Here is a 23,318-nt window from a genome sequence, read left to right as displayed (position 1 = left end):
TTACATCTTCTGGATGTAGGTGTACTTGCCGTCGTCGCCCTTCTTCCACTCGTACATGACGTAGCCGGGCAACGTCGGATCGCCCTTCGCGTCATAGGAGAGGTCGCCCAGAACGGTCTTGAACGGACCCTTCTCATGCAGCGCCTTGGCAACTTCCTGCGGGTCGTTCGACTTGGCAACGGTGGCTGCTTCGGCGATCGCCTGCATGGCGGCGTAGGAGTAAAGCGTGTAGGCCTCCGGTTCGAAGCCCTGCGCGCGGAACTTCTCGACGAGTTCCTTGTTCGTCGGGATCAGACGCGGATCCGGGCCGAACGTGTTCAGCGTGCCCGCAACTGCGTCGCCAGCGATCGAGGCCAGCTCGTTCGACACGATGCCGTCGCCGGAAACCAGCGTCGCCTTGAGGCCCTGGTCAGCCGCCTGGCGGATGATCAGGCCGGCTTCGGTGTGCAGGCCACCCCAATAGATGATGGAAACGCCGGCTTCCTTCATCTTGGCGATCAGCGCCGAGAAGTCCTTGTCGCCGACATTGACGCCTTCGTACATGACTTCCGTCAGGCCGGCTGCGTTCATCGCCTTCTTGGTCTCATCGGCAAGGCCCTGGCCGTAGGTCGTCTTGTCGTGGATGACCGCGATCTTGGCATCCTTGAAGTTCGCCGCGAGATAGGCGCCGGCGATGCTGCCCTGCTGGTCGTCACGTCCGCAGGTGCGGAACGTGTTCCACATGCCGCGTTCGGTGAACTTCGGATTGGTCGCGGCCGGCGTGATCTCGAGGATGCCGTTTTCCGCGTAGACTTCCGACGCCGGGATCGAGACGCCCGAGTTGAAGTGGCCAACCACGAACTTGACGCCGTCGCCGACGAACTTGTTGGCGACCGAGATGCCCTGCTTCGGATCGGAGACGTCGTCGCCGACCGAGAGCTTGATCTGCTCGCCATTGATGCCACCGGCCGCATTGATGTCGGCGACGGCCTGTTCGGCACCCTTCTGCAGCTGCGCGCCGAAGGCGGCATTCGGACCGGTGATCGGACCGGCGACGCCAACCAGGACGTCAGCCCACGCGCTGCCGCTGAACGCGATCAGCGCGGTCAGGGCGACGGCGGACAAAAGTGATTTTTTCATGTAAAACGCTCCCATTTACGGAGTGGGCGTTGGATGATGCTTTCATGCGATGCCCACTTTTACTCGCAGAAAACGTACTTTGCCGATTTTCAGGCACTTGTCACGCCGATTCATCCCCGAAACGGCGTTAATCATGAACGTCAACCTTTCGGCTTCCAGCTCAAAACCGATGCTCTTTCATAGAGCCAATTATACTGTGTCACCATCTGGTTTGTGCGCGTGTATTGATAGCCGATGAAGCCCAATATCATCAGTACGATCGTATCCACGATATAGTAATGCAGCGAGAACATCGTGCCGCCGAACAGCGCGTGATGAATGAACCTTACGCCAATGCCAAGGCCGAGCATGTAGGCGAACAATTGGAGGAAGCTGCGCCATGTCTGGGCGCTGGCCTTGCCGGTCATCCATGCCGCCCAGCCGCCGAGCAGGCAGGTGACGAAGAAGAACTGCCAGATCGAGGGTTCCTCGTAGAGAATGCCCTGCATGATGAAGTCTCCTGAACTCAGTGGTGGCCGCCTTCGAGATAGGCGGCGCGCACTTCCGGATTGGCGAGCAGCTCCTTGCCGGTGCCGCTCATCGTCACATTGCCGTTGACCATGACATAGCCGCGCGTCGCGAGCTTCAGCGCGCCGAAGGCGTTCTGCTCGACCAGGAATACGGTCAGCCCTTGGGTCCGGTTCAACTCGCGGATGGCGTCGAAGATCTGCTTCACGATCAGCGGCGCCAGGCCGAGCGACGGCTCGTCGAGCAGGAGCAGCTTCGGCCGTGCCATCAGCGCACGCCCGATCGACAGCATCTGCTGTTCGCCGCCCGACAGGGTGCCGCCGCGCTGGGCGATGCGTTCCTTCAGGCGCGGAAACAGCGTAAACACCTTCTCGACGTCCTCGTCGTAATGCTTGAGGCCGTCGAGGCTGGCGCCCATCTGCAGGTTTTCCATCACCGTCATGCGCGGGAAGATGCGCCGGCCCTCCGGCGACTGGGCGATCCGCATGCGCGCGATCTCATGCGTTGGCATCTGGGTAATATCGGTGCCGGCGAAGGTGATCGTGCCCGCCCGGGCCCGCGGAGCACCAAAAATGGTCATCATTAGCGTCGACTTGCCGGCGCCGTTGGCGCCGATCAGCGCCACGATCTCGCCCTGCCTGACGGTGACGTCGACACCGTTCAGCGCCCTGATGTTGCCGTAGTAGGTCTGGACGCCTTTGATATCGAGCAGCGTTGTGCCGGCCATCACTTGCGCCCTCCGCGCTTGCCCGCAGGTGCGGCAGCAGTCTTGCCGGCAACTGTTTTCGCAGTTTTCCCGGAAGCGTGGCTCGTTTCCACTTTCCCGGCGTCGACGCGGCGCGAAAATTCCGTCTCCTTGCCGGCGGCGAGAAGCTTGGCCTGACCAACCCAGTCCTCACGGGCGATGCGTCCGTCGAAGGCGAGATAGGCCTCGACGGCCGCGACGTCGGCTTTCTTCCATGCCGCGATCTGGTCGAAATGGAAGATGCCGTGCTGGTTAAGCTTCTTCTCGTTGACCGTGCCGATGCCCTTGATGCGGGTCAGATTGTCGGCCTCGCCGCCACGTGGCGCTGTGAGCCGGTTCGAAACGCCCGCGACCTTCGACTTGGCCGGCGCCTTAGCCGTGGAGGGTTTCGCGGTCGGCTTAGCTGCAGCGGGTTCCGCCTTGGCCGGGGGAGCGGCGGCTTGCGCTGCTGCCTTGCTTGCCGCGGCACTCGACTTTGCATCGAACTGCCCGGCTTTCGAGGCGCCTTTCGACACGGTCACGCGCTCGCCCTCGCTGTGGCCGATCGTATCGGTCACCGGTCCGGCGAGATACGAAGACGATGTGCCTGGGCCGTGCGCGGAATCGGGACCGGTGTCCAATTGCTCGATGACGTCCTCGTCGCCGACTTCGGTCAGTACCGTCTCGACTTCCTCGTCTTCGACGCCGAGATAGGCAGCGATGACGCGCGGGTCCGTGCGTACCGAATGCGGGCTGCCGTCCGATATCTTGCGCCCGTATTCGAGCACCACGACGTGGTCGGAAATCTGCATGACCACCGCCATGTCGTGCTCGATCAGCAGGATCGAGGTGCCGGTGTTGTCTTTGATGTCCATCAGCAGCGCGTTGAGCGCCATTGATTCTTTCGGATTGAGGCCGGCAGCCGGCTCGTCGAGGCAGAGCAACTCCGGACCCGTGCACATCGCCCGCGCGATCTCGAGGCGTCGTTGCGCGCCATAGGGCAGGTCGCCGGCCGGGTCGTCGGCACGGTCGACGAGATCGGCCTTCTCCAGCCAGTGCCTGGCCAGTTCGACCGACTCGGCCGATGCCTTCCGGTAGCCGCTGAAGCCGAACAGGCCGAGCACGGTGTAGCCGGACGCCTTCATCAGCTTGTTGTGCTGGGCTACCAGCAGGTTCTCGAGCAGCGTCATGCCCGAGAACAGGCGGATGTTCTGAAAGGTGCGCGCCACCTTGGCGCGTGCCGGGATTTCATGGTTCGGCAGGCGTTCGAGCAGATAGCTCGAGCCGTCGCGCCTATTGAGCGTGAGCATGCCTTCCGACGGTTTGTAGAAACCGGTGATGCAATTGAACACCGTGGTCTTGCCGGCGCCGTTCGGTCCGATCAGCGCGGTGATCTCGCCGCGCTTGGCCTGGAAGGAGAGATCGCCGATGGCGACCAGACCGCCGAATTTCATCGACAGATGGTCGACCTGCAGGATGGCATCGTTCATGGGAGATGGGTTCGTATCACTCATCAGCCGTGGCCTTCCTTGGTGAAGGAGCCGGATACGGCCTTGCTCTTCTTGAGGAAGGCTGTCGGTTCACGGCTGCCGACGAAGCCGCGCGGCTTCCACAGCATGACGATGACCATGGCCATGCCGAATAAAAGCATGCGGTAGAGTTCCGGGGTGAAGTCGGGGCCGAAGACCTGCTTCAGGAAATCGAGTTCGCGCAGCACCTCCGTGCCGCCGATCATCACCATGGCGGCGACGGCGATGCCAACCAGCGAACCCATGCCGCCAAGCACGACCATAGCCAGAATGATGGCCGACTCCAGGAAGATGAAGGATTCGGGGCTGACGAAACCTTGCCGTGCCGCGAAGAACGAGCCGGCGAAGCCGCCGAACATGGCGCCGGTGGCAAAGGCAGTGAGCTTGGTGGTGGTGGTGTTGATGCCGAGCGAGCGGCAGGCGATCTCATCCTCGCGCAGCGCTTCCCAGGCGCGGCCGACAGGCATGCGCCTTAGCCTTATCGTGACGAAGGCGGTGAGCAGGCAGAGCCCCAGGATCAGATAGTAGAGGAATATCTTGTAGTAGGCGCTCGATGTGGCGATATCCAACACCTTGGCGATATAATTCGGATCCGAAACGTTGAACGTCATCAGGCCGAAAAAGGTGACCTTGGGGATGCCGGAGATGCCGGCCGAGCCGTTCGTAACCTCGCGCCAATTGATCAGCACGAGACGAATGATCTCGCCGAAGGCAAGCGTCACGATCGCCAGATAATCGCCGCGCAGACGCAGCACCGGAAACCCGAGCAATACCCCCCAGAAGGCGGCCATGGCGCCGGCGGCGGGCAGCAGGATCCAGAACGACAGGCCAAAATGCGTGCCGAGCAGCGCATAGGCATAGGCGCCGACCGCGTAGAAGGCGACGTAGCCGAGATCGAGCAGGCCGGCGAGGCCGACGACGATGTTCAGCCCCCAGGCCAGCATCACATAGATCAGGATCTGGATGCCGAAATTGTCGACCCATTTCAGTGAACCCTGGAACCCGCCGGCCATCGACCCTGCGTACACGGCAAGCACCGCCACGACGATGATCGGGTAGAGCGCCAGTGCGGTTATGCCCAACGCCGAGAAATGGGCGAGGATGACGGTGCGGAAATAGAACAGCACCGAGGCCAGCGCATAGATGATCGCCAGCGCCCGCGCGAAGCGCGCATAACCGGCGAGACCCGGCCCCAGCAAACCATCGAGCGAGCCGGCCAGCAGCGCCAGCACAGCCACTACGACGACGGCAGCAATGAAATACGGCAACCGGAAGAACCGCGTCGCCACGCTTTCCGGCAACAGCCCGGTGGCGATGTCGGCAATCTTCTGGTTGGCCAGGAAGGGCTGGCCGTAGGCAACGTAGAGAAAGCGGCCGAGCATGGTGGCGATCACCACGGCGGCGAGCAGGCCCCAGCGCTGTACGAGGATCAGCTCGTTGGAGATGTTCTGATCGGTCCGCAGGCCGATGAACAGCACGAACAGGCCGAGCGCGATGGCACCAGCATAAAGCGCCTCGCGCGTGGCGCGTTGCACTGGGGTGGCGACGACGCCGCGCTCCGGAGATACAGTGACCGCCATGACCTCAGACCTTTTCGACTTCTGGCCGGCCCAATATGCCGGAAGGCAGGAAGATCAGGACGATCGCCAGGATGGAGAAGGCGGCGACGTCCTTGTAGTCGATCGAGAAATAAGCCGACCACATGCTTTCGATGAAGCCGATCATCAGCCCGCCGAGCACGGCGCCGGGCAGCGAGCCGATGCCGCCGAGCACCGCCGCGGTGAACGCCTTCACGCCGGGCGTGAAACCGTCGGAGAAGGCGATGACGCCGTAATACATCAGGAACAGCGTGCCGGCGACGGCAGCAAGGGCCGCACCCATGACGAAGGTGATCGAGATGGTGCGGTCGACGTCGATGCCAAGCAACGCCGCCATCTTGCGGTCCTGCTCGCATGCCCTTTGCGCCCGGCCCAGTGAGGTCTTGTTGACCAAATACCAGAACAGCGCCAGCAGCAGCGCGGTGACGATGACGATGATGATCTGCTTCAGCGATACGCTGATGCCCTCGATGTTGTAGACCGTGGACACCATCGGCGGGATCGGCTTGTTGCGCGGCCCTTGCGTCACCTGGACGAAGTTCGACAGGGCGATCGACATGCCGATCGCGGTGATCAGCGGGGCCAGCCGGAACGAACCGCGCAAAGGCCGGTAGGCCACCTTCTCGATCGTCCAATTATACAGGCTGGTCAGCAGCATCGCGACGATCATCATGATCAGCAGCGCGATCACCACCGGCAAGGAATAGAACAATGCGCCGAGAATGAGGAAAACGATGAGGGCGGTGAATGCCCCGACCATGAAGATGTCGCCATGGGCAAAATTGATCATGCCGATGATGCCGTAGACCATCGTATAGCCGATCGCTATCAGCCCATAGATCGATCCCAGCGTCAGCCCATTGATAAGCTGCTGGACAAAATACTGCATGCTGTCGTGGCTCCCCTGGAATGTCGCCCATGCAGACGCATTCCTTTTCGTATTTCCCCTAGTCGTAAAGTTTCGAGCCCGGATTGCAACGTGATTTTTCGATGGCTATGCGTGTTTTCGCCGCACGCCGTCCGATTGCCCGTTTTATTCCCGTCCGGCCCCTGGACCATCGCGGACCCTACCATTGGCCTAACGCAATGTCTTTGACGATTCAACCGCACCATGCGCCTCGTTTCGAAGAAATCGCCGTCAAAATAAGTTGATGAGCGGGATCGTTGCGTCGTTGATCGCAATCCGTTTACGCTCTCTTTCTTCCCCTGCGTCAGCGTTTTTTCTATTTGACGACGAAGCCGTGCGCGAACGGGTCGCGGTCGTCGATGAAGATCGTGTTCAATCCGGTCATCCGTGCCCAGCCGCCGATCGACGGAATGATCGCCGGCTTGCCGGCGACGGTGACCTCTTTTTCCACCCTGCCCTTGAACAGCGAGCCGATGATCGATTCATGGACGAAGTCGTCGCCAACCCCAAGCTTGCCCTTGGCGTGAAGCTGCGCCATCCGCGCCGAGGTGCCGGTGCCGCAGGGCGAGCGGTCGATCGCCTTGTCGCCGTAGAAGACGGCGTTGCGGGCATCGGCTTGCGGGTTGGTCGGCGCACCGGTCCACAATATGTGCGACAGCTTGTCGATGCCGGGATTCTCCGGGTGGACGAAGGAATATTTCTCGTTGAGCCGCTGCCGCACCACCGGGCTCCAGGCGATCAGCTCGCCCGCCGAATGGTCGGCCATGTCGCGATAGTTCGTTTGCGGTTCGACGATGGCGTAGAAATTGCCGCCATAGGCGACATCGACGCTGATCTCGCCGAGCCCGGGGCATTCGACCGTCAGTCCCTCGGCATAGAGGAAGGACGGCACATTGGTGATGCGCACCTCCTCGACATAGTCGCCGACCTGCTTGTACTCGGCGACGACCAGGCCCGCCGGCGTATCCAGCCTGAGCACGCCCGGCGTCTTCGGCTTGATCAGCCCATGTTCGACGGCAAAGGTCACAGTGCCGATTGTGCCGTGGCCGCACATCGGCAGACAGCCGGAGGTTTCGATGAACAGGATGGCGATGTCGCAATCCTCGCGCGTCGGCGGATAGAGGATCGAGCCGGACATCACGTCATGGCCGCGCGGCTCGAACATCAGCCCGGTGCGGATCCAGTCATATTCGGCCAGGAAATGCGCTCGCCGCTCCATCATCGTCGAGCCGTTGAGCAGCGGTCCGCCGCCGGCGACCAGCCGCACCGGATTGCCGCAGGTGTGGCCGTCTATGCAGAAGAAGGAATTCTTGGCCATGCCGGCTCCCAACTGAATGTCTTCGATCTCAAAACCGTTGCGGACTGAACGGACCGAGATCGAGCGATGGACCCTGCCCGAGAACGAGCTCACGGATCAAGCGTCCGGTCGCCGCGGCCTGGGTCAGGCCGAGATGACCATGGCCGAAGCCATACACCACCGACGGCGTTTTTTGCGACCGCCCGATCACCGACAACGAATCCGGCAGCGACGGCCGGAACCCCATCCATTCGCGGCCATTGGCCGGATCCAGCCCTGGCAGGAATTTTTGCGCCTTTTCGAGCAGTGCTTTCGAGCGCGCATAATTGGGCGGCCTTTCGAGGCCGCCGAGCTCGACCGCGCCACCGACGCGCAGGCCGGTCTCGAGCGGCGTGATGACAAAGCCATGCCCGGAGAAGATCAATTGCCGCTTTACGTCGAACGCAGTCTTCGGCAGCGTCGTGTTGTAGCCACGCTCGGTCTCCAGCGGGATGCCGTCGCCGAGATGTCTTGCCAGCAGATGCGACCAGGCCCCGGCAGCGATGACGACATGCTTTGCCCGACGCGTCGTACCGTCGGCCATGGTCAGGATCGCGTCGCCCTGTCCCGCCTCGATACGCTCGATCCGGGCCTTTTCGAACCCCGCGCCCAACCTCTCGGCATAGGCCCATAAGGCCTTTCCAAGCAGCTTGGGGTCGGCGACGGTCTTCCACCCCGGCACGAACGTGCCCCTGGCGAAGCGCGGCGACAGGCCGGGCTGCAAGGCGGCGAGAGCGCTGCCTTCGACATGGTTGAAGCCGATGCCGAAGCGCTGCCTTGCCGCCCAGCCGGGCAGCGACGCCTTGAACTCGGCCTCGCTTTCGTAGAGTTCGAGCGAGCCGTCCTCGTGCAGCATCGGCCGTGTGCCGGAACGGTCGAGCAAGCCCATCCATTCCGCCTCGGCGAGCTTCATCATCCCGGCCTGCGCGGCAAGGCCGGCTTCATAGCGGTCGCTTCGGCCGGCCCGCCAGAAGCGGACCAGCCAGGGCAACAGCTTCGGCAGATAGGCGGGCGGAATGCTGAGCGGGCCTAGCGGGTCGGCGAGCCATTTCGGCAACTGCCTGATCATGCCCTTGTGAGCCAGCGGCAGCACATCGGAGAACGCCAAGGCAGCGGCATTGCCGGAGCTGGTTTCCTCGCAGATCCCCGTCCGATCGAAAATCGTGACGTTTCGCCCCGCCTCGGCCAGAAAGCCGGCGGCGCAGATGCCGATAATGCCGCCACCAATGATGGCAACATCGAGCGTAGCATTATCATTCATTGCCATGCGCCGCGCTGCACATCTGCAAATACCCTCGAAGGGACTGGATCAGAATGCCGGCAGCTCTGGCCGCACCGCCAGCGCGTCCCTGACGGTCTTTTCGACAGCCTTGCGCCGCTCGCCCGCCAACGGCTGACGCGGCATGCGCACCCGGTCATTGGTATCGATGGCGAAGACCTCCGCGAGCTTGATGTTCTGCACCAGATAGGTCGAGACGTCGAGGTCGAGCAGCGGCCGGAACCAGCGGTAGATTTTCAACGCCTCCTCGCGGCGGCCCTGTCTCATCAATTGATAGATGGCGACTGTCTCGCGCGGGAACGCGGTGACCAGGCCCGCCACCCAGCCAATGGCGCCGACCGACAGCGCCTCGAAGGCAAGATTGTCGACGCCGGTGAACAGGTCATAGCGGTCGCCGAGGCGGTTGATGATCTCGGTCGAGCGGCGGATGTCGTCGGAGGACTCCTTGATGGCAACGAAGCGCTGGTCCTTCGCCAGTTCCTCCATCTGGTCGACAGTGACGTCGACGCGGTAGGCAAGCCGGTTGGAATAGATCATCACCGGCAGGTCGCCGGCCGCGGCGACGGCGCTGAGTGCCGCGACCGTCTCCTCGGTATTGGTATGGTAGATCGGGCTCGGCACCACCATCAAACCGTTGGCGCCTTCTTTTGCGGCGCGGCGCGCGATCGTCGCCGCCTCGCGTGTGCCGGCTTCGTTGACCGTCAACAGCACCGGTTTGTTGCCGGCGATCTTCTGCGCGGTCTTCAGCACCTCGATCTTTTCGTCATGCGACAGCATCGGTCCTTCGCCAAGCGAGCCACAGACGATGATGCCGTCGCAGCCGGCCTCCATCTGCAGCGCAAAGCAGCGCTCCATCTCGGCATGGTCGAGGCGATCATCCTCGGTGAATTTGGTCGTAACGGCGGGGAAAACTCCGGCCCACATGTCGGTCGCTCCATCTGATATATCAGTCGTATATTTCTTAAGACGCCGGCTGTCAACGTTGAATCTGATATGATATATCACAAATATATCAGGAGACGCCGCATTGGTATATGACAACCCAGGCTCCGAGCCGGCGACTGCGAAGGCCTACCGCAGGCTCGAGCATATGATCGTAACGCTCGAACTGGCGCCCGCGAGCTTCATCACCGAGGGGGCGCTGATCGACAGGCTCGGCCTTGGCCGCACCCCGGTGCGCGAAGCGATCCAGCGGCTGGCCTGGGAGGGGCTGCTCGAGGTCCGGCCGCGTGCCGGCATTGCCATTGCCCCGCTTCACCCTGGCGACTGGCTGCGCGTCCTCGACGCCCGCCGCGGCGTCGAGGTCGTGCTTGCCCGCTCGGCCGCCCGCTTCGTCACCCGCGAGGCCGCCGACCTGTTTCATGACGCAGCGCTGGCCATGCAAAAGGCCGTGATTTCGGAAAATGTTCTTTGCTTCATCCAAGCTGACAAGGCGCTTGATGAGGCGCTGGCGCTGGCTGCAGACAACCCGTTCGCGGCGCGCCTGGCGGCGCCCTTGCAAACCCACAGCCGCCGCTTCTGGTTCCGCTACAAGGCCGATACCGGCTTGGCCGAATCCGCCGAGCACCATGTCGCATTGATCCGCTCGATCCTCGCCGGCGACGAAGAGGCCGCGGCCAAGGACGCCAAGCGGCTGATGGCGTTGCTGCGCGGCCACGCTGAGGCAGCTGCTACGCGCTGACGCCGCCCGCTCCCTCATGAGTTTTGGCCGGGCAGGGCCTCCACGCTTTCCCAATTTTCGCCGGCTGCGACAATGCAGCTTCTGCCGGCGACGTCGGTCACGATGACCGTCCAGCTTCCGCTATCGGCGACAAAAACTTCCATGACCGCCTCCTGACCGATCAGTCCGAGAGCAAACTGTCTTTCCTGGAAATTCTCGGCCAGGTGGGCGACGAGGTCGCCATGTTCAACGCAGTATTGATATTGGGCGCTTGCGGCATTCGTACCCACCGCGAATAAGCCAGCAAAAGCTACGGTCTTCACCCATCCTAACAGCGATTTGCGTGCCATAGGGCACCTCCTTTGCCATCACGATCCGGCAAAGGGAGGTGATTGACGGCCTCATTTTGCCGGAGCGATCCAGGCCGGTTCCGACGTCATCATCGCGTCGCTCCTTTCCGTGTTCCGGTCTGCCGCCAGCGGGAACGATTCTGGATGTTCTCGCTATGTTCCATATATGGTATCGCTAACGAAAAATAGCAAGCCGTGCGCGCCTCAAGTGGGCGCGGGGAGATCCGTTTCAAGGTCGCCGAGAACAGGGCCGCAGCCCGGCTGTCGTGCCGAGGCTGCGGCCAGGTGAATAGGAAGGCCTACTTCAGGTACCGGGCAGCGCCGCTATCGTCATCGCGCTCTCCCAGCCTTCGCCGACTGAAATCACGCAGCTTTGACCTTTTGTATCGCTGGCGAGGATGGTCCAGGTGCCCTTGTCGGAAACGAAGACTTCAAGCACCACATTCGGATTGACGACGCCAACCGCGCTCGGGTTTTCATGAAACTTCTCGCCGAGCGCCTTGACCATATCGGCGCGTGCCGCGCATTGCTCGGCAGCCATTGCCGGGATGGCGGAAAGCGCCGCCGTTGCCGCGCAAGCTATGATCGCCATGAGACGTGTCATCTGACATCTCCTTTGCGCCGGACGATATCCCCCGGAGCCGTCACCAGCGCCGTTGGTTGATCTGCCAACTCCTCCTTCGCGGCAGGACTGCAACCTAAGAGGATTGCTGCCTTCTTGGTTCCATCACATTCGTGTTCATGCCGATGAAGACGGCGACAAAAAAGGCCCGGGCTCCAAGCCCGGGCCTTTTCTTGCTTTCTGCGATTTGGATCAGTTCATCGTCGGGATGACGAACTCGGCGCCGTCCTTCACGCCGGCCCGCGCGCCCGCAGCCGAAGCGAGGACGCGCAGACAGGAAACCGTCCGGCTAATTCATCGTCGGGATGACGAACTCGGCGCCGTCCTTCACACCGGCCCGCGCGCCCGCAGCCGAAGCGAGGACGCGCAGACAGGAAACCGTCCGGCTAATTCATCGTCGGGATGACGAACTCGGCGCCGTCCTTCACGCCGGACGGCCAGCGCGACGTCACAGTCTTGGTCTTGGTGTAGAAGCGGAACGCGTCCGGCCCGTGCTGGTTGAGGTCGCCGAACGAGGACGCCTTCCAGCCGCCAAACGTATAGTAGGCGATCGGCACCGGGATCGGCACGTTGATGCCGACCATGCCGACCTGGACTCGTGAGGCGAAGTCCCGCGCCGCATCGCCGTCGCGGGTGAAGATGGCGACGCCATTGCCCATCTCGTGCTCGTTGGCAAGCTTGATGGCGTTTTCGTAAGTCGGCGCGCGCACCACCGACAGCACCGGCCCAAAGATCTCTTCCTTGTAAATGCGCATGTCGGCAGTCACGTTGTCGAACAGGCAGCCGCCCATATAGTAGCCGTTCTCGTAGCCCTGCATGGAAAAGCCGCGGCCATCGACCATCAGCTTGGCGCCTTCCTTGACGCCGGTGTCGACATAGGATTTGACCCGCTCCAGCGCCTGCGCCGTGACCAGAGGGCCGAAATCGGCGGAAGAATCCGTCGACGGACCGACCTTCAGGCTCTCGACGCGCGGCACCAGTTTTTCCATTAGCCGGTTGGCGGTGTCGTTGCCGACCGGGACGGCCACCGAGATCGCCATGCAGCGCTCGCCGGCCGAGCCGTAGCCGGCGCCGATCAGCGCGTCGACGGTCTGGTCCATGTCGGCATCGGGCATGATGATCATGTGGTTCTTGGCGCCGCCGAAGCACTGCACGCGCTTGCCGGCCGCGCAGCCGCGCGAATAGATGTACTGGGCGATCGGTGTCGAGCCGACGAAACCGATAGCCTTGATGTCGGGATCGTCGAGGATGGCGTCGACCACTTCCTTGTCGCCGTTGACGACATTGAGGATGCCCGCCGGCAGGCCGGCCTCGATGAACAGTTCGGCAATCCGCATCGGCACGCCCGGATCGCGCTCCGACGGCTTGAGGATGTAGGCATTGCCGCAGGCGATGGCCGGCGCGATCTTCCATAACGGGATCATCGCTGGAAAATTGAACGGCGTGATGCCGGCGACGACGCCGAGCGGCTGGCGCATCGAATAGACGTCGATGCCGGGGCCGGCGCCATCGGTGAACTCGCCCTTCATCATATGCGGCGCACCGATGCAGACCTCGACCACTTCGAGGCCACGCTGGATGTCGCCCTTGGCGTCGGCGATGGTCTTGCCGTGTTCGCGCGCCAACATCTCGGCCAGCGCGTCATACTCCTTGGCGACCAGTTCGAGGAACCGCATCAGGACGCGTACGCGCCGCTGAGGATTGGTCGCCGCCCAGCCGGGCTGTGCCGCCTTGGCGTTTTCGACCGCTGCGCGCAATTCCGCCTGCGAAGCCAACGCCACCGTGCCACGCACCGTGCCGTCCATCGGCTGCATGACGTCCTGCTTGCGGCCGCTGGTCCCGGCGACACGCTTGCCGCCAATGAAATGACCGTATTCGATCATGGTTTCTCTCCTTGGTTCGTGATGAGGCATTGTCCGCCTTTGCGGGAGCGATGGCAACGCGAGTGAAAACGCAACCGTTGTGCAGAAAATAGATAGCGGCGCGCGATTGTGCATCAAATGGCGCAAATGGTAGGGAGTGTACTCCTATCGCTTGGATTGCTGAGTTGAGTTCCTTCACACCCCCCTCTGTCCTGCCGGACATCTCCCCCGCAAGGGGGGAGATTGGCGACTTCGGCCTTACCGCCCTTTTTGCGACGTTGGAGATTGGCGAAAGCCGACCGGACATCCGATCTCCCCCCTTGCGGGGGAGATGGCCGGCAGGCCAGAGGGGGGTGGGCGGGAACACGGCGCTCTCTATCGAAACGGACCATCCCCATGAACTGGGATGACGTTCGCATCTTCCTTGCCGTGGCGCGCGCCGGCCAGATCCTCGGCGCCGCCAGGCGGTTGGAGCTCAATCACGCGACCGTCTCGCGCCGCATTGCCGCCCTCGAGGATGCATTCAGGACAAAACTGTTTCGCCGGCTTACCACCGGCAGCGAGCTGACGCCGGCAGGCGAACGTTTCCTCGAAATCGCCGAACGCATGGAGGGCGACATGATCGCCGCGCGCTCGACCGTTTCAGGCGAAGGCGACGACGTCTCGGGCACCGTGCGCATCGGCGCGCCGGACGGTTTTGGCGTCGCCTTCCTGGCCAGGCGCCTCGGCGCGCTGACCGCTCTGCACCGTGAACTCACCATCCAGCTGGTGCCGGTACCGCGCTCCTTCTCGTTATCCCGGCGCGAGGCCGACATTGCCATCACCGTCGAACGGCCGACGGAAGGCCGTCTGGTGGCGGGAAAGCTGGTCGACTACACGCTCGGCCTGTTCGCGTCGCGGGCCTACGCCGACACGCATGGCCTGCCCGGAACCGCCGCCGAGCTGGGCCAGCACACGCTGATCGGCTACGTGCCGGACCTGATCGTCAGTCCCTCGCTCGACTACGCGGCCGAATTCAGCGCCGACTGGCGCACCAGCTTCGCCATTTCCTCAGCGCTCGGCCAGGCCGAAGCGGTGCGTTCCGGCGCCGGCATCGGCATCCTGCACACCTTCGTTGCCCGCTCGATGCCGGAGCTGGTGCCTCTCGATATCGTCGCACCCATCCGCCGCGCCTACTGGCTGGTCTATCATGAATCGGTCAGGCCACTGCGCCGCGTCCAGATCGCCGCGAGCTTCATCACCAAGGCCGTCGAACGGGACCGGGGTTTGTTCGCGTGAAGCCTACCGGCCGGCGGCTGTCTTAAGCTGCTGGGGGTCTTACTTGGCGTATCGTCCCGGCCCGAGATCGCCGACGTCGATGTCTGGCACCCGGCTGGAGATGATGTCGGCCAGAACCTTGGCCGAGCCGCAGGCCATGGTCCAGCCGAGCGTGCCGTGGCCGGTATTGAGATAGAGATTGGAGAAATCGGTGCGCCCGATCAGCGGCGGCCCGTCCGGCGTCATCGGCCGCAGCCCGCACCAGAAGGTGGCCGACCGCATGTCGCCGCCGCCCGCGAAAAGGTCGCCGACCGAATGTTCGAGCGTGCGGCGCCGCGATTCGTGCAGCCGCATGTCGAAGCCGGAGATTTCCGCCGTGCCGCCGACCCGGATACGGTCGCCGAGGCGGGTGATCGCCACCTTGTAGCTCTCGTCCATCACCGTCGACACCGGCGCGGCGGCGGCGTCCTTGATCGGCAGGGTGATCGAATAGCCCTTGACCGGGTAGACCGGGATGGGCCGCTTCAGCATGCGCATGAACCGCGCCGAATAGCTGCCCATCGCCATCACATAGGCGTCAGCGACCATCCAGCCCTTGCTGGTGCTGATGTTGGTGATGCGATCGCGCTTCTTGACGACGCGCCGTATCTCCGTGTCGTATTCGAAGGTGACGCCGCGTGCCGCGCAAAGCTCCGCAAGCCTGTCGGTGAACATCTTGCAGTCGCCGGTTTCGTCGCCGGGCAACCGCAGGCCACCGACGAATTTCTCGCGCACGCCAGCCAGCGCGGGCTCGGCAGCAATGCAGCCGTCGGGGTCGAGGACCTCATAAGGGACGCCATAGGTCTTCAGCACCTCGACATCGCCGCCGACGCCATCGAGCTGCTTTTGCGTTCGGAAAAGCTGCAGCGTACCCTTGGCGCGCTCGTCATAGGCGATGCCGGTCGCCTCGCGCAGCGCCTTCAGCGTGTCGCGGCTGTATTCGGCCAGCGGCACCATGCGCGCCTTGTTCAGCGCGTAGCGTTCAGCCGTGCAATTGCGCAGCATCTTGACCAGCCATATCCACATATGCGGATCGAGCGCCGGCCGCACCACCAGCGGACCATGCTTCATCAACAGCCATTTGACGGCCTTCAGCGGAACGCCGGGCCCGGCCCAGGGCGAGGCATAGCCGGGCGAGATCTCGCCGGCATTGGCAAAGCTGGTTTCCAGCGCCGGGCCTTTCTGGCGGTCGATCACCGTCACCTGATGGCCGGCCTCGGCAAGAAAATAGGCGGTGGTGACCCCGATCACACCGCCGCCCAGCACGAAGATCTTCATCGCTTAGTTCTCCGCAACGGCGTCTCGTCAGGGTTCGGGTCCGGGATCATCGCCGCCTTCTGTCTGCCGGATTCTGCGGCGTCCGCCAAGTGCCGATGCTGAGGGAAACGACATGCGTGAGGACAACAAGCTTGCGTCCTAGCCATTCACATAGCGCCGGTGGAAGCGGTGGCCGAGGCTGGTCAAGACCTCATAGCCGATGGTGCCGGCCTGGCCGGCTACCTGGTCCACGGTCTGCGACGACGGCCCGATCAGTTCGACGAGGTCGCCGGCCTTCAGCTTGCCGGGCGGCAATGCGGAAATGTCAAGGATGATCGAATCCATCGAAACCCGGCCGATGAAGGGCAGCCGCACATTTTCGAACCAGGCAGCGGAAGCGGCGCGTCGATGCCAGCCATCGCCGTAGCCGAGCGAAATCGTCGCCGCGGCAAGCGGGGCCTTGGTGTGGAAAGTGTGGCCGTAGCCGACACCGGCGCCGGCCTCCAGCATCCGCGTCTGGATGACCTTGGCTTGCAATCGCACCACCGGCAGCATCGGGTTGTCCTTCGCCGGCGTCGGATTGATGCCATAGAGAGCGGCACCCGGACGAACGAGGTCGTAGTGATAGCGCTGCCCGAGAAAAATGCCTGATGAATTTGCAAGCGACGCCGGCGCTCCCGGCAGCATCCGGCGCAGCCGTTCGAATTCCAGCCGTTGCTGCTCGTTGGCCGGTTGCTCGGGTTCGTCGGCGCAGGCGAGATGGCTCATCACGAAGGTCAGTTCGACACCATCGAAAGCCTGCGGATCCTGCGCGATGGCTTTCACCTCCTCGGGCGCCATGCCGAGCCGCGACATGCCGCTGTCGACCTGGACGGCGGCAGGCAATTTATGGCCCACCCGCCCGGCCATCTCGCGCCATGCCGCAAGTTGGCTGGCGCTGTTGACGACAGTGCAAAGCCCCGCCGCAACCGCTTCCCGTTCCGCACCTGGCGGAATGCCGTTCAGCACGTAGATGGCCGGGTCTGAGCCGAGCGCCTTGCGCAGCAAGACGCCGCCGGCCAAATGCGCGACGAAGAAAATATCACAGCCTTCAGCCATCAGCGCCGCCGCCACCGGCGCCGCGCCAATCCCGTAACCGTCGGCCTTGACCACTCCGGCACAGCTGACGCCGCCCAGACGCGCCTTCAGCCGCCGGTAATTCTCACGGACGGCGCCAAGATCGACGGTCAGGATCGCCCCCGCCGCCGCTTCGCTGATCGGCTCACTCGGGGCGCCGGCCTGCGGTAGAGAGACGGTCTGCGGAAGGGATTTGCTGGAGATGTCGGTCATGCCGACCTGTTTTAGCGGAAGGCCGGCGGCTACGCCACCAGGTGCCGGAACGCTGCCACCACGTCTTCGTAGACCTTGCGCTTGAACGGCACGATCAGACCGGGCAGTTCCAGCATCGGCCGCCACGCCCACCGGTCGAACTCGGCCTTGTGGCCACCCGGCGGCGGATTGATTTCGATCTCGCTTTCGTCACCGTGGAAGCGGAAGGCAAACCATTTCTGCGTTTGGCCGCGATATCGTCCCTTGAAGGCGACGCCGACCAGATGGGCCGGCAGGTCGTATTTGATCCAGTGCGGCGCCTCGGCCAGCAGCGACACCGAGCGCATGCCGGTCTCTTCGTAAAGCTCGCGCTCCGCCGCGGGCAGCGGCTCCTCGCCATCGTCTATGCCGCCCTGTGGCATCTGCCAGAGCTGCGTGGTTCCAGCGAATTCGCTGTCCGGCTCGGCAATGCGATGGCCGACCCAGACCATGCCATCGCCATTGAGGACCATCACCCCTACGCAGGGCCGGTAGGGCAGTGTCTCGGCGTCAACGAGCTTGTTCTTTGCCATGTCAGCCTTTTTCCGGATCTATGGCCACCGCCGAAATCGGCACGATCTCGATGCCGCGCTTCTTGGCCTCGGTCACCCAGGACGACACGGTATCGACTGTCAGGTCGAAGGCCGAGCCGATGCCGACGGCAAAGCCTTTCGCCCGTGCCGTCGCTTCCAGCCCATCCAGTTTCTTCAATATGGCGCCGCGGTCCTGCACCGCGTCGATCGCCGTATCGCCGCCGACGAACGGCACGCCGTCCTTCAGCGCCAATTCGGATGCCAGGCTGCGCGCCGACGAACCGTCGTCGACATAGGCCAGACCACGCTTGCCAAGCTCGGCCATCAACGGCCCCATCGCCGTCGCGTCGGCCGAAAAGCGGGCGCCCATATAGTTCATGACGCCGGTGTAGTTGGTCGTTCGCGACAGCGCCCAGCGTAAATTCTTCAAATTCACGTCCGGCGCCGCTGCCACTGTCAGCGTGTTACGGCCGGGGTTGACGTTCGGATAGTCGAACGGCTCGAGCGGCACCTGCATGATGACCTCATGGCCGCCTTGCCGCGCCACCTGCATCCAGCGGCCGATGCTGTTGCCTTGCGGCGCGAAGGCCAGCGTCACTTCCGCCGGCAGCTTGGCGATGGCTGCCTGCGTGCCGGTCTGCGACACGGCAAGCCCGCCGATGACGAGCGCCACGCGTGCACCGCGTGCGCCGGACCACGGCCGCGCATAGACATCGAACGGGCGCCGGCCGTCGGCGGCGCGGATCGGCAGCGGACCGGTCTCGCTGGCCTCGATCAGCGCCTTGTCGGGAATGTGCGCGATCCTGAGGTTCTGGCCGATCGTCGAAGGGTCGCGGATGACAATGGCCGCCTTGGGCGGACCGTCGCCCTCTTCGGTCTGGACATGGATGATCTGCGGACCGCCCATCTTCCCGCTTGTCGTTTGTTCGCCCGTCTTCTGTTCGCTTGCGTTGCTTGGCGCTTCCGTTGCGGGCGTCGCCTTGGCCGGCGCCGCGGCGGGATCCGCCGCTGCCGGCATCTTCGGCGTCGAAACGGCGACTTCTTGCGGCTTGCGGAACGGCTTGTCGCGCAAGGCGATCGCGCCGGAAACGCCGACCACGGCCAGCACGACGAGCGCGGCCGCGACTGCACCGGCGCTGATCCTGCTGCCTGGGCGCGGCGCCCGGATCGCCTGTCCGAGAGGTCGTTCTATGTCCTTGCCGATATCAGCCAAGCCCGCACCCCCGGCGCGCATCTCCGAAGTGAAACCTCCGGAGGCGCAAATCCAAAATGTCGGCGCGTCCCCTCGCTTCACTGGACGCGCAGCATGCCGGCCGCGGCCCCGAATCAAACTGCCGGAGCCTCGCGGCCCCGGCAGCATCGCATCGCTTCGCTCAGGCAGCCAGACCTGTTTGGCCCGGCTTGCCTGCCCTTATTGGTTCAACACGGCCTTCTGCGGATTCGGTGGGAACGCCGGATCGGTCTTCTGGCCGCGCAGCAGCTGCTCGGCATAGATGAGCTGCAAATCGTCCTTCGGTTCCGGCGGCACATAGGCTGCCGAGCCCGAACCGGTCGTGCCTTCGTCGGCGCCCTTGATATGGCCCTTGAGGTCGGATTCGCCGCGCGTCAGGTCCCTGCCCTGCAGTTCCGCCGGCAGCGGCTGGTCAACCTTGATATCGGGCGTGATGCCCTTGCCCTGGATCGACTTGCCGGACGGTGTGTAATAGAGCGCCGTCGTCAACCGCAGCGCCCCGTTCTCGCCAAGCGGAATGATGGTCTGCACCGAACCCTTGCCGAAGGACTGCGTGCCGACCACCGTGGCGCGGCGCAGATCCTGCAGCGCGCCGGCGACGATTTCCGAGGCACTGGCCGAGCCGCCATTGACGAGCACGATCAGCGGCTTGCCGCCGACGTCGTCGCCGGCCCGCGCGTCGAAGCGGGTGACGTCCTTCGGATCGCGGCCGCGCGTCGAGACGATCTCGCCACGGTCGAGGAAGGCATCCGACACACTCACCGCCTGGTCGAGCAAACCGCCCGGATTGAGGCGCAGGTCGAGCACGTAACCCTTGAGCTTGTCGTTCGGCACCTGCTTCTTGATGGTGTCGATGGCATTCTCGAGGTCGTCATAGGTCTTTTCGGTAAAGGAGGTGATCTTCATGTAGCCGATGTCGTTTTCGACCCGGAACTTCACCGCCTTTACCTTGATGATGTCGCGCACGACCGTCAGTTCGATCGGCTTGTCGGCGCCCTGGCGCAGGATGGTGAGCTTGATCGGTGTGTTGACCAGCCCGCGCATCTTCTCGACGGCGTCGTTGAGGGTCAGGCCGCGAACCTCCTCGCCGTCGATCTTGGCGATATAGTCGCCGGCGAGCACGCCAGCCTTGGCGGCCGGCGTATCGTCGATCGGCGTGATCACCTTGACCAGGTCGTTCTCCATGGTGACCTCGATGCCGAGGCCGCCGAACTCGCCCTTGGTCTGCACGCGCATGTCCTGCGCTTCTTCGGCATTCATGTAGGAGGAGTGCGGGTCGAGCGAGGACAGCATGCCGTTAATGGCATTTTCGACCAGCGATTTGTCGTCGGGCGGCGTCACATAATTCGCCCGCACCCGCTCGAAGATATCGCCGAAGATCGCCAGTTGCTTATAGGTCTCGGAGCCCGCAGCCTTCGCCGTCGAGCCGGGCGCGCCATAGACCAGGCTCATCGCCGATGCACCCATCAGCGCACCGGCAAACAGAAGCGACAGTTTCCGCATCATTCACGTCCTTCCAGAAAAACGGTCCGCCCACCATGGGGCCGGATCGACGGGTTTTCCATCCTTGCGGAACTCGACATAGAGCTCCGGCGTGGCATTTCCATTCTTCGATGCCGAGGTGCTCGCCACCCGGGCCTCTCCCATCGCGCCGACCGGCTCACCTGCGAGCACCGACTGGCCAGACGCGACGCTGATTCTGCTCATCCCCGCTAGGACGACATGATAGCCGTCACCCGCATTCAGGATCAAGAGTTGACCGTAAGAGCGGAAAGGCCCCGCATAAAGCACGTTTCCATCCGCCGGCGCTGTGACGATGGCTCCCGATTGTGTCGCAACCATGTCACCGAGCATCACCGCGCCGTTACCGTCGTTGGCCCCGAAGCGCCGCTTGATCCTGCCGGTGACCGGCAGCGCGATCTGCCCTTGAAGCGCGGAAAACGGCGCAGCAGCGGTGAGCCTGTTGCTCTCCGGCACCGGCAGCGAGGCCAGTTCCGTTGGCGCCGGGGCCGATGCCGGGCCCTTGTCGGCGTCCACCGTCTTTTGCTCGGCTGCCTTGGCCGCATCCGCCGCCTTGCGGGCCCTGTCGGCCTCGAGCGATGCGATCAGCTCTTTCAGGCTGCCGGCCTTGGCCGCCAGCGTCGCGGACCGTTGCTTTTCGGCGGCCAGCGCGGTTTGCGTATCGGCGGCGAGCTTCTGCTTGGCTTCGAGCAGCATGCCGAGCCGCTTTTTTTCCGCCGCCTGCTCGCCGACCGCTGCCGTCAGCCGCGCCCGCTCGGCCTCGATCGAGGCCGTCACCCGCGACTGCTCTTTGAGATCGGCCAGCAACATGTCGGTCTGCTGGCGCAGTTCCGGCACCACGGCACCGAGCAGGATGGCGCTGCGCACCGACGACAATGCGTCCTCCGGCTTGACCAGGATCGCCGGCGGCGGATTGAGCCCCATGCGCTGCAGCGCGCCGAGCACTTCGGCCAGAACGTCACGTCTGGCGGCCAGTGAGGCGCGTATCTTCTGCTCCTGCGCCTTCAGCCCTTCCAGCTTGCCGCCAATGTCCTCGATGTCCTGGCCGAGCTTCTGCTCGGTCATCGCCGACTGGATCAGTGCCGCGGTGATCGAGGCATGGTCCTTCTTGACCGCCGCTATGTCGGCGGCGAGCTTGGCCAGCCGCTCGGACGACAGCGTGATCTCTTTCGATACCTTTTCGTATTCGGCGCGGCTCTGGTCCGGGTCCGGCGCCAGGTCGAGCGTGTTCTCAGCCCGCGCGATCCCGAGCGAAACCACGATCACCGCCGCTGCGATGCCGTAGCGCACGCGCCAGGAGCCCGTTCGTGATTTCCAGTCTTCAGACATTGAAGCCCAACTCTATGCGCGGCTTCGTTAACGAACCATCAACCATGTTCGAGCCCGGCCGCCATCCGCAAACCCCTATGAGCCCAAACTGTCGATGAGCATTGGGGCAGAAATCCGGGCGGCTGGCGTCAATTCGCTGATCGAACCGGCTTCATGAACGATGGTAGGGGTGGCCGGAAAGGATCGTGGCCGCCCTGTAAAGCTGCTCGCCCAGCATGACGCGGACCAGCTGATGCGGCCAGGTCAGCGCGCCGAGCGACACCGTCAGATCAGCCAAGTCACGCAGCGACTGGTCATGGCCGTCGGCGCCGCCAATGGCGATCACCAGCGCCTTGCGCCCGCCATCGCGCAGCAAGCTTATGCGGCCGGCGAAATCCTCGGAGGAAAGGTTCTTGCCGCGCTCATCCAGCAGCATCAGCGCCGTGCCCGGTTGCAAGTGCGTCTGCAGCTTCTGGCCTTCCTCGCGCCGGCGCTCATTGGCCGTCTGCGCGCGGCCTTCGGCAATCTCGGCGATCCCGGCGAATTCGAGGCCTACGGCAGGGCCGCTCTTGGCGAAACGCTCGAAATAGCGGTCGGCCAACTGCTTCTCGGGGCCGGCTTTCATTCGGCCCACGGCATGAACGGTAATCTTCATCCCTGCCTCGGAGAGCCGCTGATGCGTGTCGCACAACGACATGCATCAAGACGAATACGGCTCAGTGGAGGGTCTCTTCCTCAAGATCCGGCGCCTGCCACATCTTTTCGAGATTGTAGAAGTCGCGGACCTCGGGACGGAAGACATGGACGATGATGTCGCCCGAATCGATCAGGACCCAGTCGGCGCCAGCCAGCCCCTCGACGCGCGCCGTGCCGAGCCCGGCATCCCTGAGCGCCTTGAGGAGATGATCGGCGACAGCCGAGACATGACGGTGCGATCGGCCCGACGCGACGACCATGTAGTCGCCGAGGCTCGATTTCCCCTGAATGTCGATTGAGACGATGTTTTCAGCCTTGGAGTCTTCCAGACTGGCAAGGACTGTCTTGATGGCGCGGGACACGGCGTCGTTTACGCTGATCCCGGCCGGCGAAGGCACGATGTCGGCCTTCTTCCGCAGTGCTGTTCTCAGTGTATTTCCTTTCGCAGCAAGAACAACCAAATCACCTTTCAAATCAGGTGACACTGCTTAGATAGGCAGAGTTAGGTTGCAGTTTCAAGACACCGCTCGCAAGCAGACGCCCGGTAACGGCCGAATATGCGGCTTTTCCGGGCCAGAAATTCGGAACCGCCTCGCCCCGCAGCGGTTATCAGCTCATCCACGAACCGGAATCCCG

General features: G+C 63.5%; 22 protein-coding genes. 2 read left to right on the top strand and 20 right to left on the bottom strand.

Features of this window, described 5'->3' with window-relative positions:
* The 9 genes from NKH05_RS04055 to NKH05_RS04015 form a co-directional block, all read right to left on the bottom strand.
* A complete protein-coding gene (locus NKH05_RS04055) occupies positions 1-1,119 on the bottom strand; it encodes a branched-chain amino acid ABC transporter substrate-binding protein (RefSeq protein WP_023719655.1) in 1,119 nt (372 codons plus the stop codon).
* Between the two features lie 140 nt (positions 1,120-1,259).
* Complete coding sequence (locus tag NKH05_RS04050) at positions 1,260-1,607, bottom strand: DUF6867 family protein (protein ID WP_023719656.1); 348 nt, start codon at positions 1,605-1,607, stop codon at positions 1,260-1,262.
* Positions 1,608-1,624: 17 nt separating this feature from the next.
* The gene (locus NKH05_RS04045) at positions 1,625-2,353 is read right to left on the bottom strand and encodes an ABC transporter ATP-binding protein (protein ID WP_023719657.1); all 729 of its coding nucleotides are present in this window, start codon (positions 2,351-2,353) and stop codon (positions 1,625-1,627) included.
* Positions 2,353-3,840 (bottom strand): ATP-binding cassette domain-containing protein, encoded by a 1,488-nt coding sequence (locus tag NKH05_RS04040; protein WP_051409683.1) that lies wholly within the window; start codon positions 3,838-3,840, stop codon positions 2,353-2,355. Before NKH05_RS04040 ends, NKH05_RS04045 begins: the two co-directional genes overlap by 1 nt.
* Positions 3,841-3,863: 23 nt before the next feature.
* On the bottom strand, positions 3,864-5,459 hold the full coding sequence (livM, locus tag NKH05_RS04035) for a high-affinity branched-chain amino acid ABC transporter permease LivM (RefSeq protein ID WP_352856394.1): 1,596 nt from the start codon (positions 5,457-5,459) through the stop codon (positions 3,864-3,866).
* Between the two features lie 4 nt (positions 5,460-5,463).
* A complete protein-coding gene (locus NKH05_RS04030; RefSeq protein ID WP_023719660.1) occupies positions 5,464-6,366 on the bottom strand; it encodes a branched-chain amino acid ABC transporter permease in 903 nt (300 codons plus the stop codon).
* 334 nt (positions 6,367-6,700) lie between these two features.
* Positions 6,701-7,702: a 4-hydroxyproline epimerase gene (locus NKH05_RS04025; protein ID WP_023719661.1), complete on the bottom strand. Its 1,002-nt coding sequence runs from the start codon at positions 7,700-7,702 to the stop codon at positions 6,701-6,703.
* A gap of 28 nt (positions 7,703-7,730) precedes the next feature.
* Positions 7,731-8,981: an NAD(P)/FAD-dependent oxidoreductase gene (locus NKH05_RS04020; RefSeq protein ID WP_352494144.1), complete on the bottom strand. Its 1,251-nt coding sequence runs from the start codon at positions 8,979-8,981 to the stop codon at positions 7,731-7,733.
* Between the two features lie 48 nt (positions 8,982-9,029).
* Positions 9,030-9,923 (bottom strand): dihydrodipicolinate synthase family protein, encoded by an 894-nt coding sequence (locus NKH05_RS04015; protein ID WP_352494143.1) that lies wholly within the window; start codon positions 9,921-9,923, stop codon positions 9,030-9,032.
* 103 nt (positions 9,924-10,026) lie between these two features.
* On the opposite strand from NKH05_RS04015, the gene NKH05_RS04010 reads away from it, so the two are divergent.
* Positions 10,027-10,680 carry a GntR family transcriptional regulator gene (locus NKH05_RS04010; RefSeq protein WP_023719664.1) on the top strand — a complete coding sequence of 218 codons (654 nt, stop codon included), beginning with the start codon at positions 10,027-10,029 and terminating at the stop codon, positions 10,678-10,680.
* Between the two features lie 14 nt (positions 10,681-10,694).
* On the opposite strand, the gene NKH05_RS04005 is transcribed toward NKH05_RS04010, so the two are convergent.
* From NKH05_RS04005 to NKH05_RS03995, 3 genes are all read right to left on the bottom strand, one after another.
* A complete protein-coding gene (locus NKH05_RS04005; RefSeq protein ID WP_352480947.1) occupies positions 10,695-11,009 on the bottom strand; it encodes a hypothetical protein in 315 nt (104 codons plus the stop codon).
* A 304-nt stretch (positions 11,010-11,313) separates the two neighbouring features.
* Positions 11,314-11,613 carry a hypothetical protein gene (locus NKH05_RS04000; RefSeq protein WP_023719666.1) on the bottom strand — a complete coding sequence of 100 codons (300 nt, stop codon included), beginning with the start codon at positions 11,611-11,613 and terminating at the stop codon, positions 11,314-11,316.
* A 404-nt stretch (positions 11,614-12,017) separates the two neighbouring features.
* The gene (locus NKH05_RS03995; protein WP_352856395.1) at positions 12,018-13,514 is read right to left on the bottom strand and encodes a CoA-acylating methylmalonate-semialdehyde dehydrogenase; all 1,497 of its coding nucleotides are present in this window, start codon (positions 13,512-13,514) and stop codon (positions 12,018-12,020) included.
* 375 nt (positions 13,515-13,889) lie between these two features.
* On the opposite strand from NKH05_RS03995, the gene NKH05_RS03990 reads away from it, so the two are divergent.
* Positions 13,890-14,771 carry a LysR family transcriptional regulator gene (locus NKH05_RS03990; protein ID WP_023719668.1) on the top strand — a complete coding sequence of 294 codons (882 nt, stop codon included), beginning with the start codon at positions 13,890-13,892 and terminating at the stop codon, positions 14,769-14,771.
* 39 nt (positions 14,772-14,810) lie between these two features.
* Here the strand turns inward: NKH05_RS03990 and NKH05_RS03985 are convergent, their stop codons facing one another.
* The 8 genes from NKH05_RS03985 to rsfS all read right to left on the bottom strand — a co-directional run bounded on the left by NKH05_RS03985 (position 14,811) and on the right by rsfS (position 23,080).
* Positions 14,811-16,067, bottom strand: a complete 1,257-nt coding sequence (locus NKH05_RS03985; RefSeq protein ID WP_352494141.1) for a D-amino acid dehydrogenase — start codon at positions 16,065-16,067, stop codon at positions 14,811-14,813.
* Between the two features lie 138 nt (positions 16,068-16,205).
* Positions 16,206-17,375 (bottom strand): alanine racemase, encoded by a 1,170-nt coding sequence (alr, locus tag NKH05_RS03980; RefSeq protein WP_023719670.1) that lies wholly within the window; start codon positions 17,373-17,375, stop codon positions 16,206-16,208.
* Positions 17,376-17,404: 29 nt separating this feature from the next.
* Positions 17,405-17,926, bottom strand: a complete 522-nt coding sequence (locus NKH05_RS03975) for an RNA pyrophosphohydrolase (RefSeq protein ID WP_352480951.1) — start codon at positions 17,924-17,926, stop codon at positions 17,405-17,407.
* A gap of 1 nt (position 17,927) precedes the next feature.
* The gene (locus NKH05_RS03970) at positions 17,928-19,139 is read right to left on the bottom strand and encodes a divergent polysaccharide deacetylase family protein (RefSeq protein WP_353025055.1); all 1,212 of its coding nucleotides are present in this window, start codon (positions 19,137-19,139) and stop codon (positions 17,928-17,930) included.
* A 198-nt stretch (positions 19,140-19,337) separates the two neighbouring features.
* Complete coding sequence (locus NKH05_RS03965) at positions 19,338-20,663, bottom strand: S41 family peptidase (RefSeq protein WP_352494138.1); 1,326 nt, start codon at positions 20,661-20,663, stop codon at positions 19,338-19,340.
* On the bottom strand, positions 20,664-22,007 hold the full coding sequence (locus NKH05_RS03960) for a murein hydrolase activator EnvC family protein (RefSeq protein ID WP_352494137.1): 1,344 nt from the start codon (positions 22,005-22,007) through the stop codon (positions 20,664-20,666).
* A gap of 151 nt (positions 22,008-22,158) precedes the next feature.
* Positions 22,159-22,641 (bottom strand): 23S rRNA (pseudouridine(1915)-N(3))-methyltransferase RlmH, encoded by a 483-nt coding sequence (rlmH, locus tag NKH05_RS03955; protein WP_023719675.1) that lies wholly within the window; start codon positions 22,639-22,641, stop codon positions 22,159-22,161.
* A gap of 61 nt (positions 22,642-22,702) precedes the next feature.
* Entirely contained in the window at positions 22,703-23,080 is a 378-nt protein-coding gene (gene rsfS, locus NKH05_RS03950) for a ribosome silencing factor (protein WP_353025054.1), read from the bottom strand.
* Positions 23,081-23,318: the final 238 nt, after the last annotated feature.

Origin of the sequence: Mesorhizobium sp. M1399 (assembly GCF_040317735.1) — a bacterium.
Taxonomy (GTDB): domain Bacteria; phylum Pseudomonadota; class Alphaproteobacteria; order Rhizobiales; family Rhizobiaceae; genus Mesorhizobium.
The sequence above is the reverse complement of the archived record's forward strand: the minus strand, read 5'-3'. Positions and strand labels throughout refer to the sequence as shown.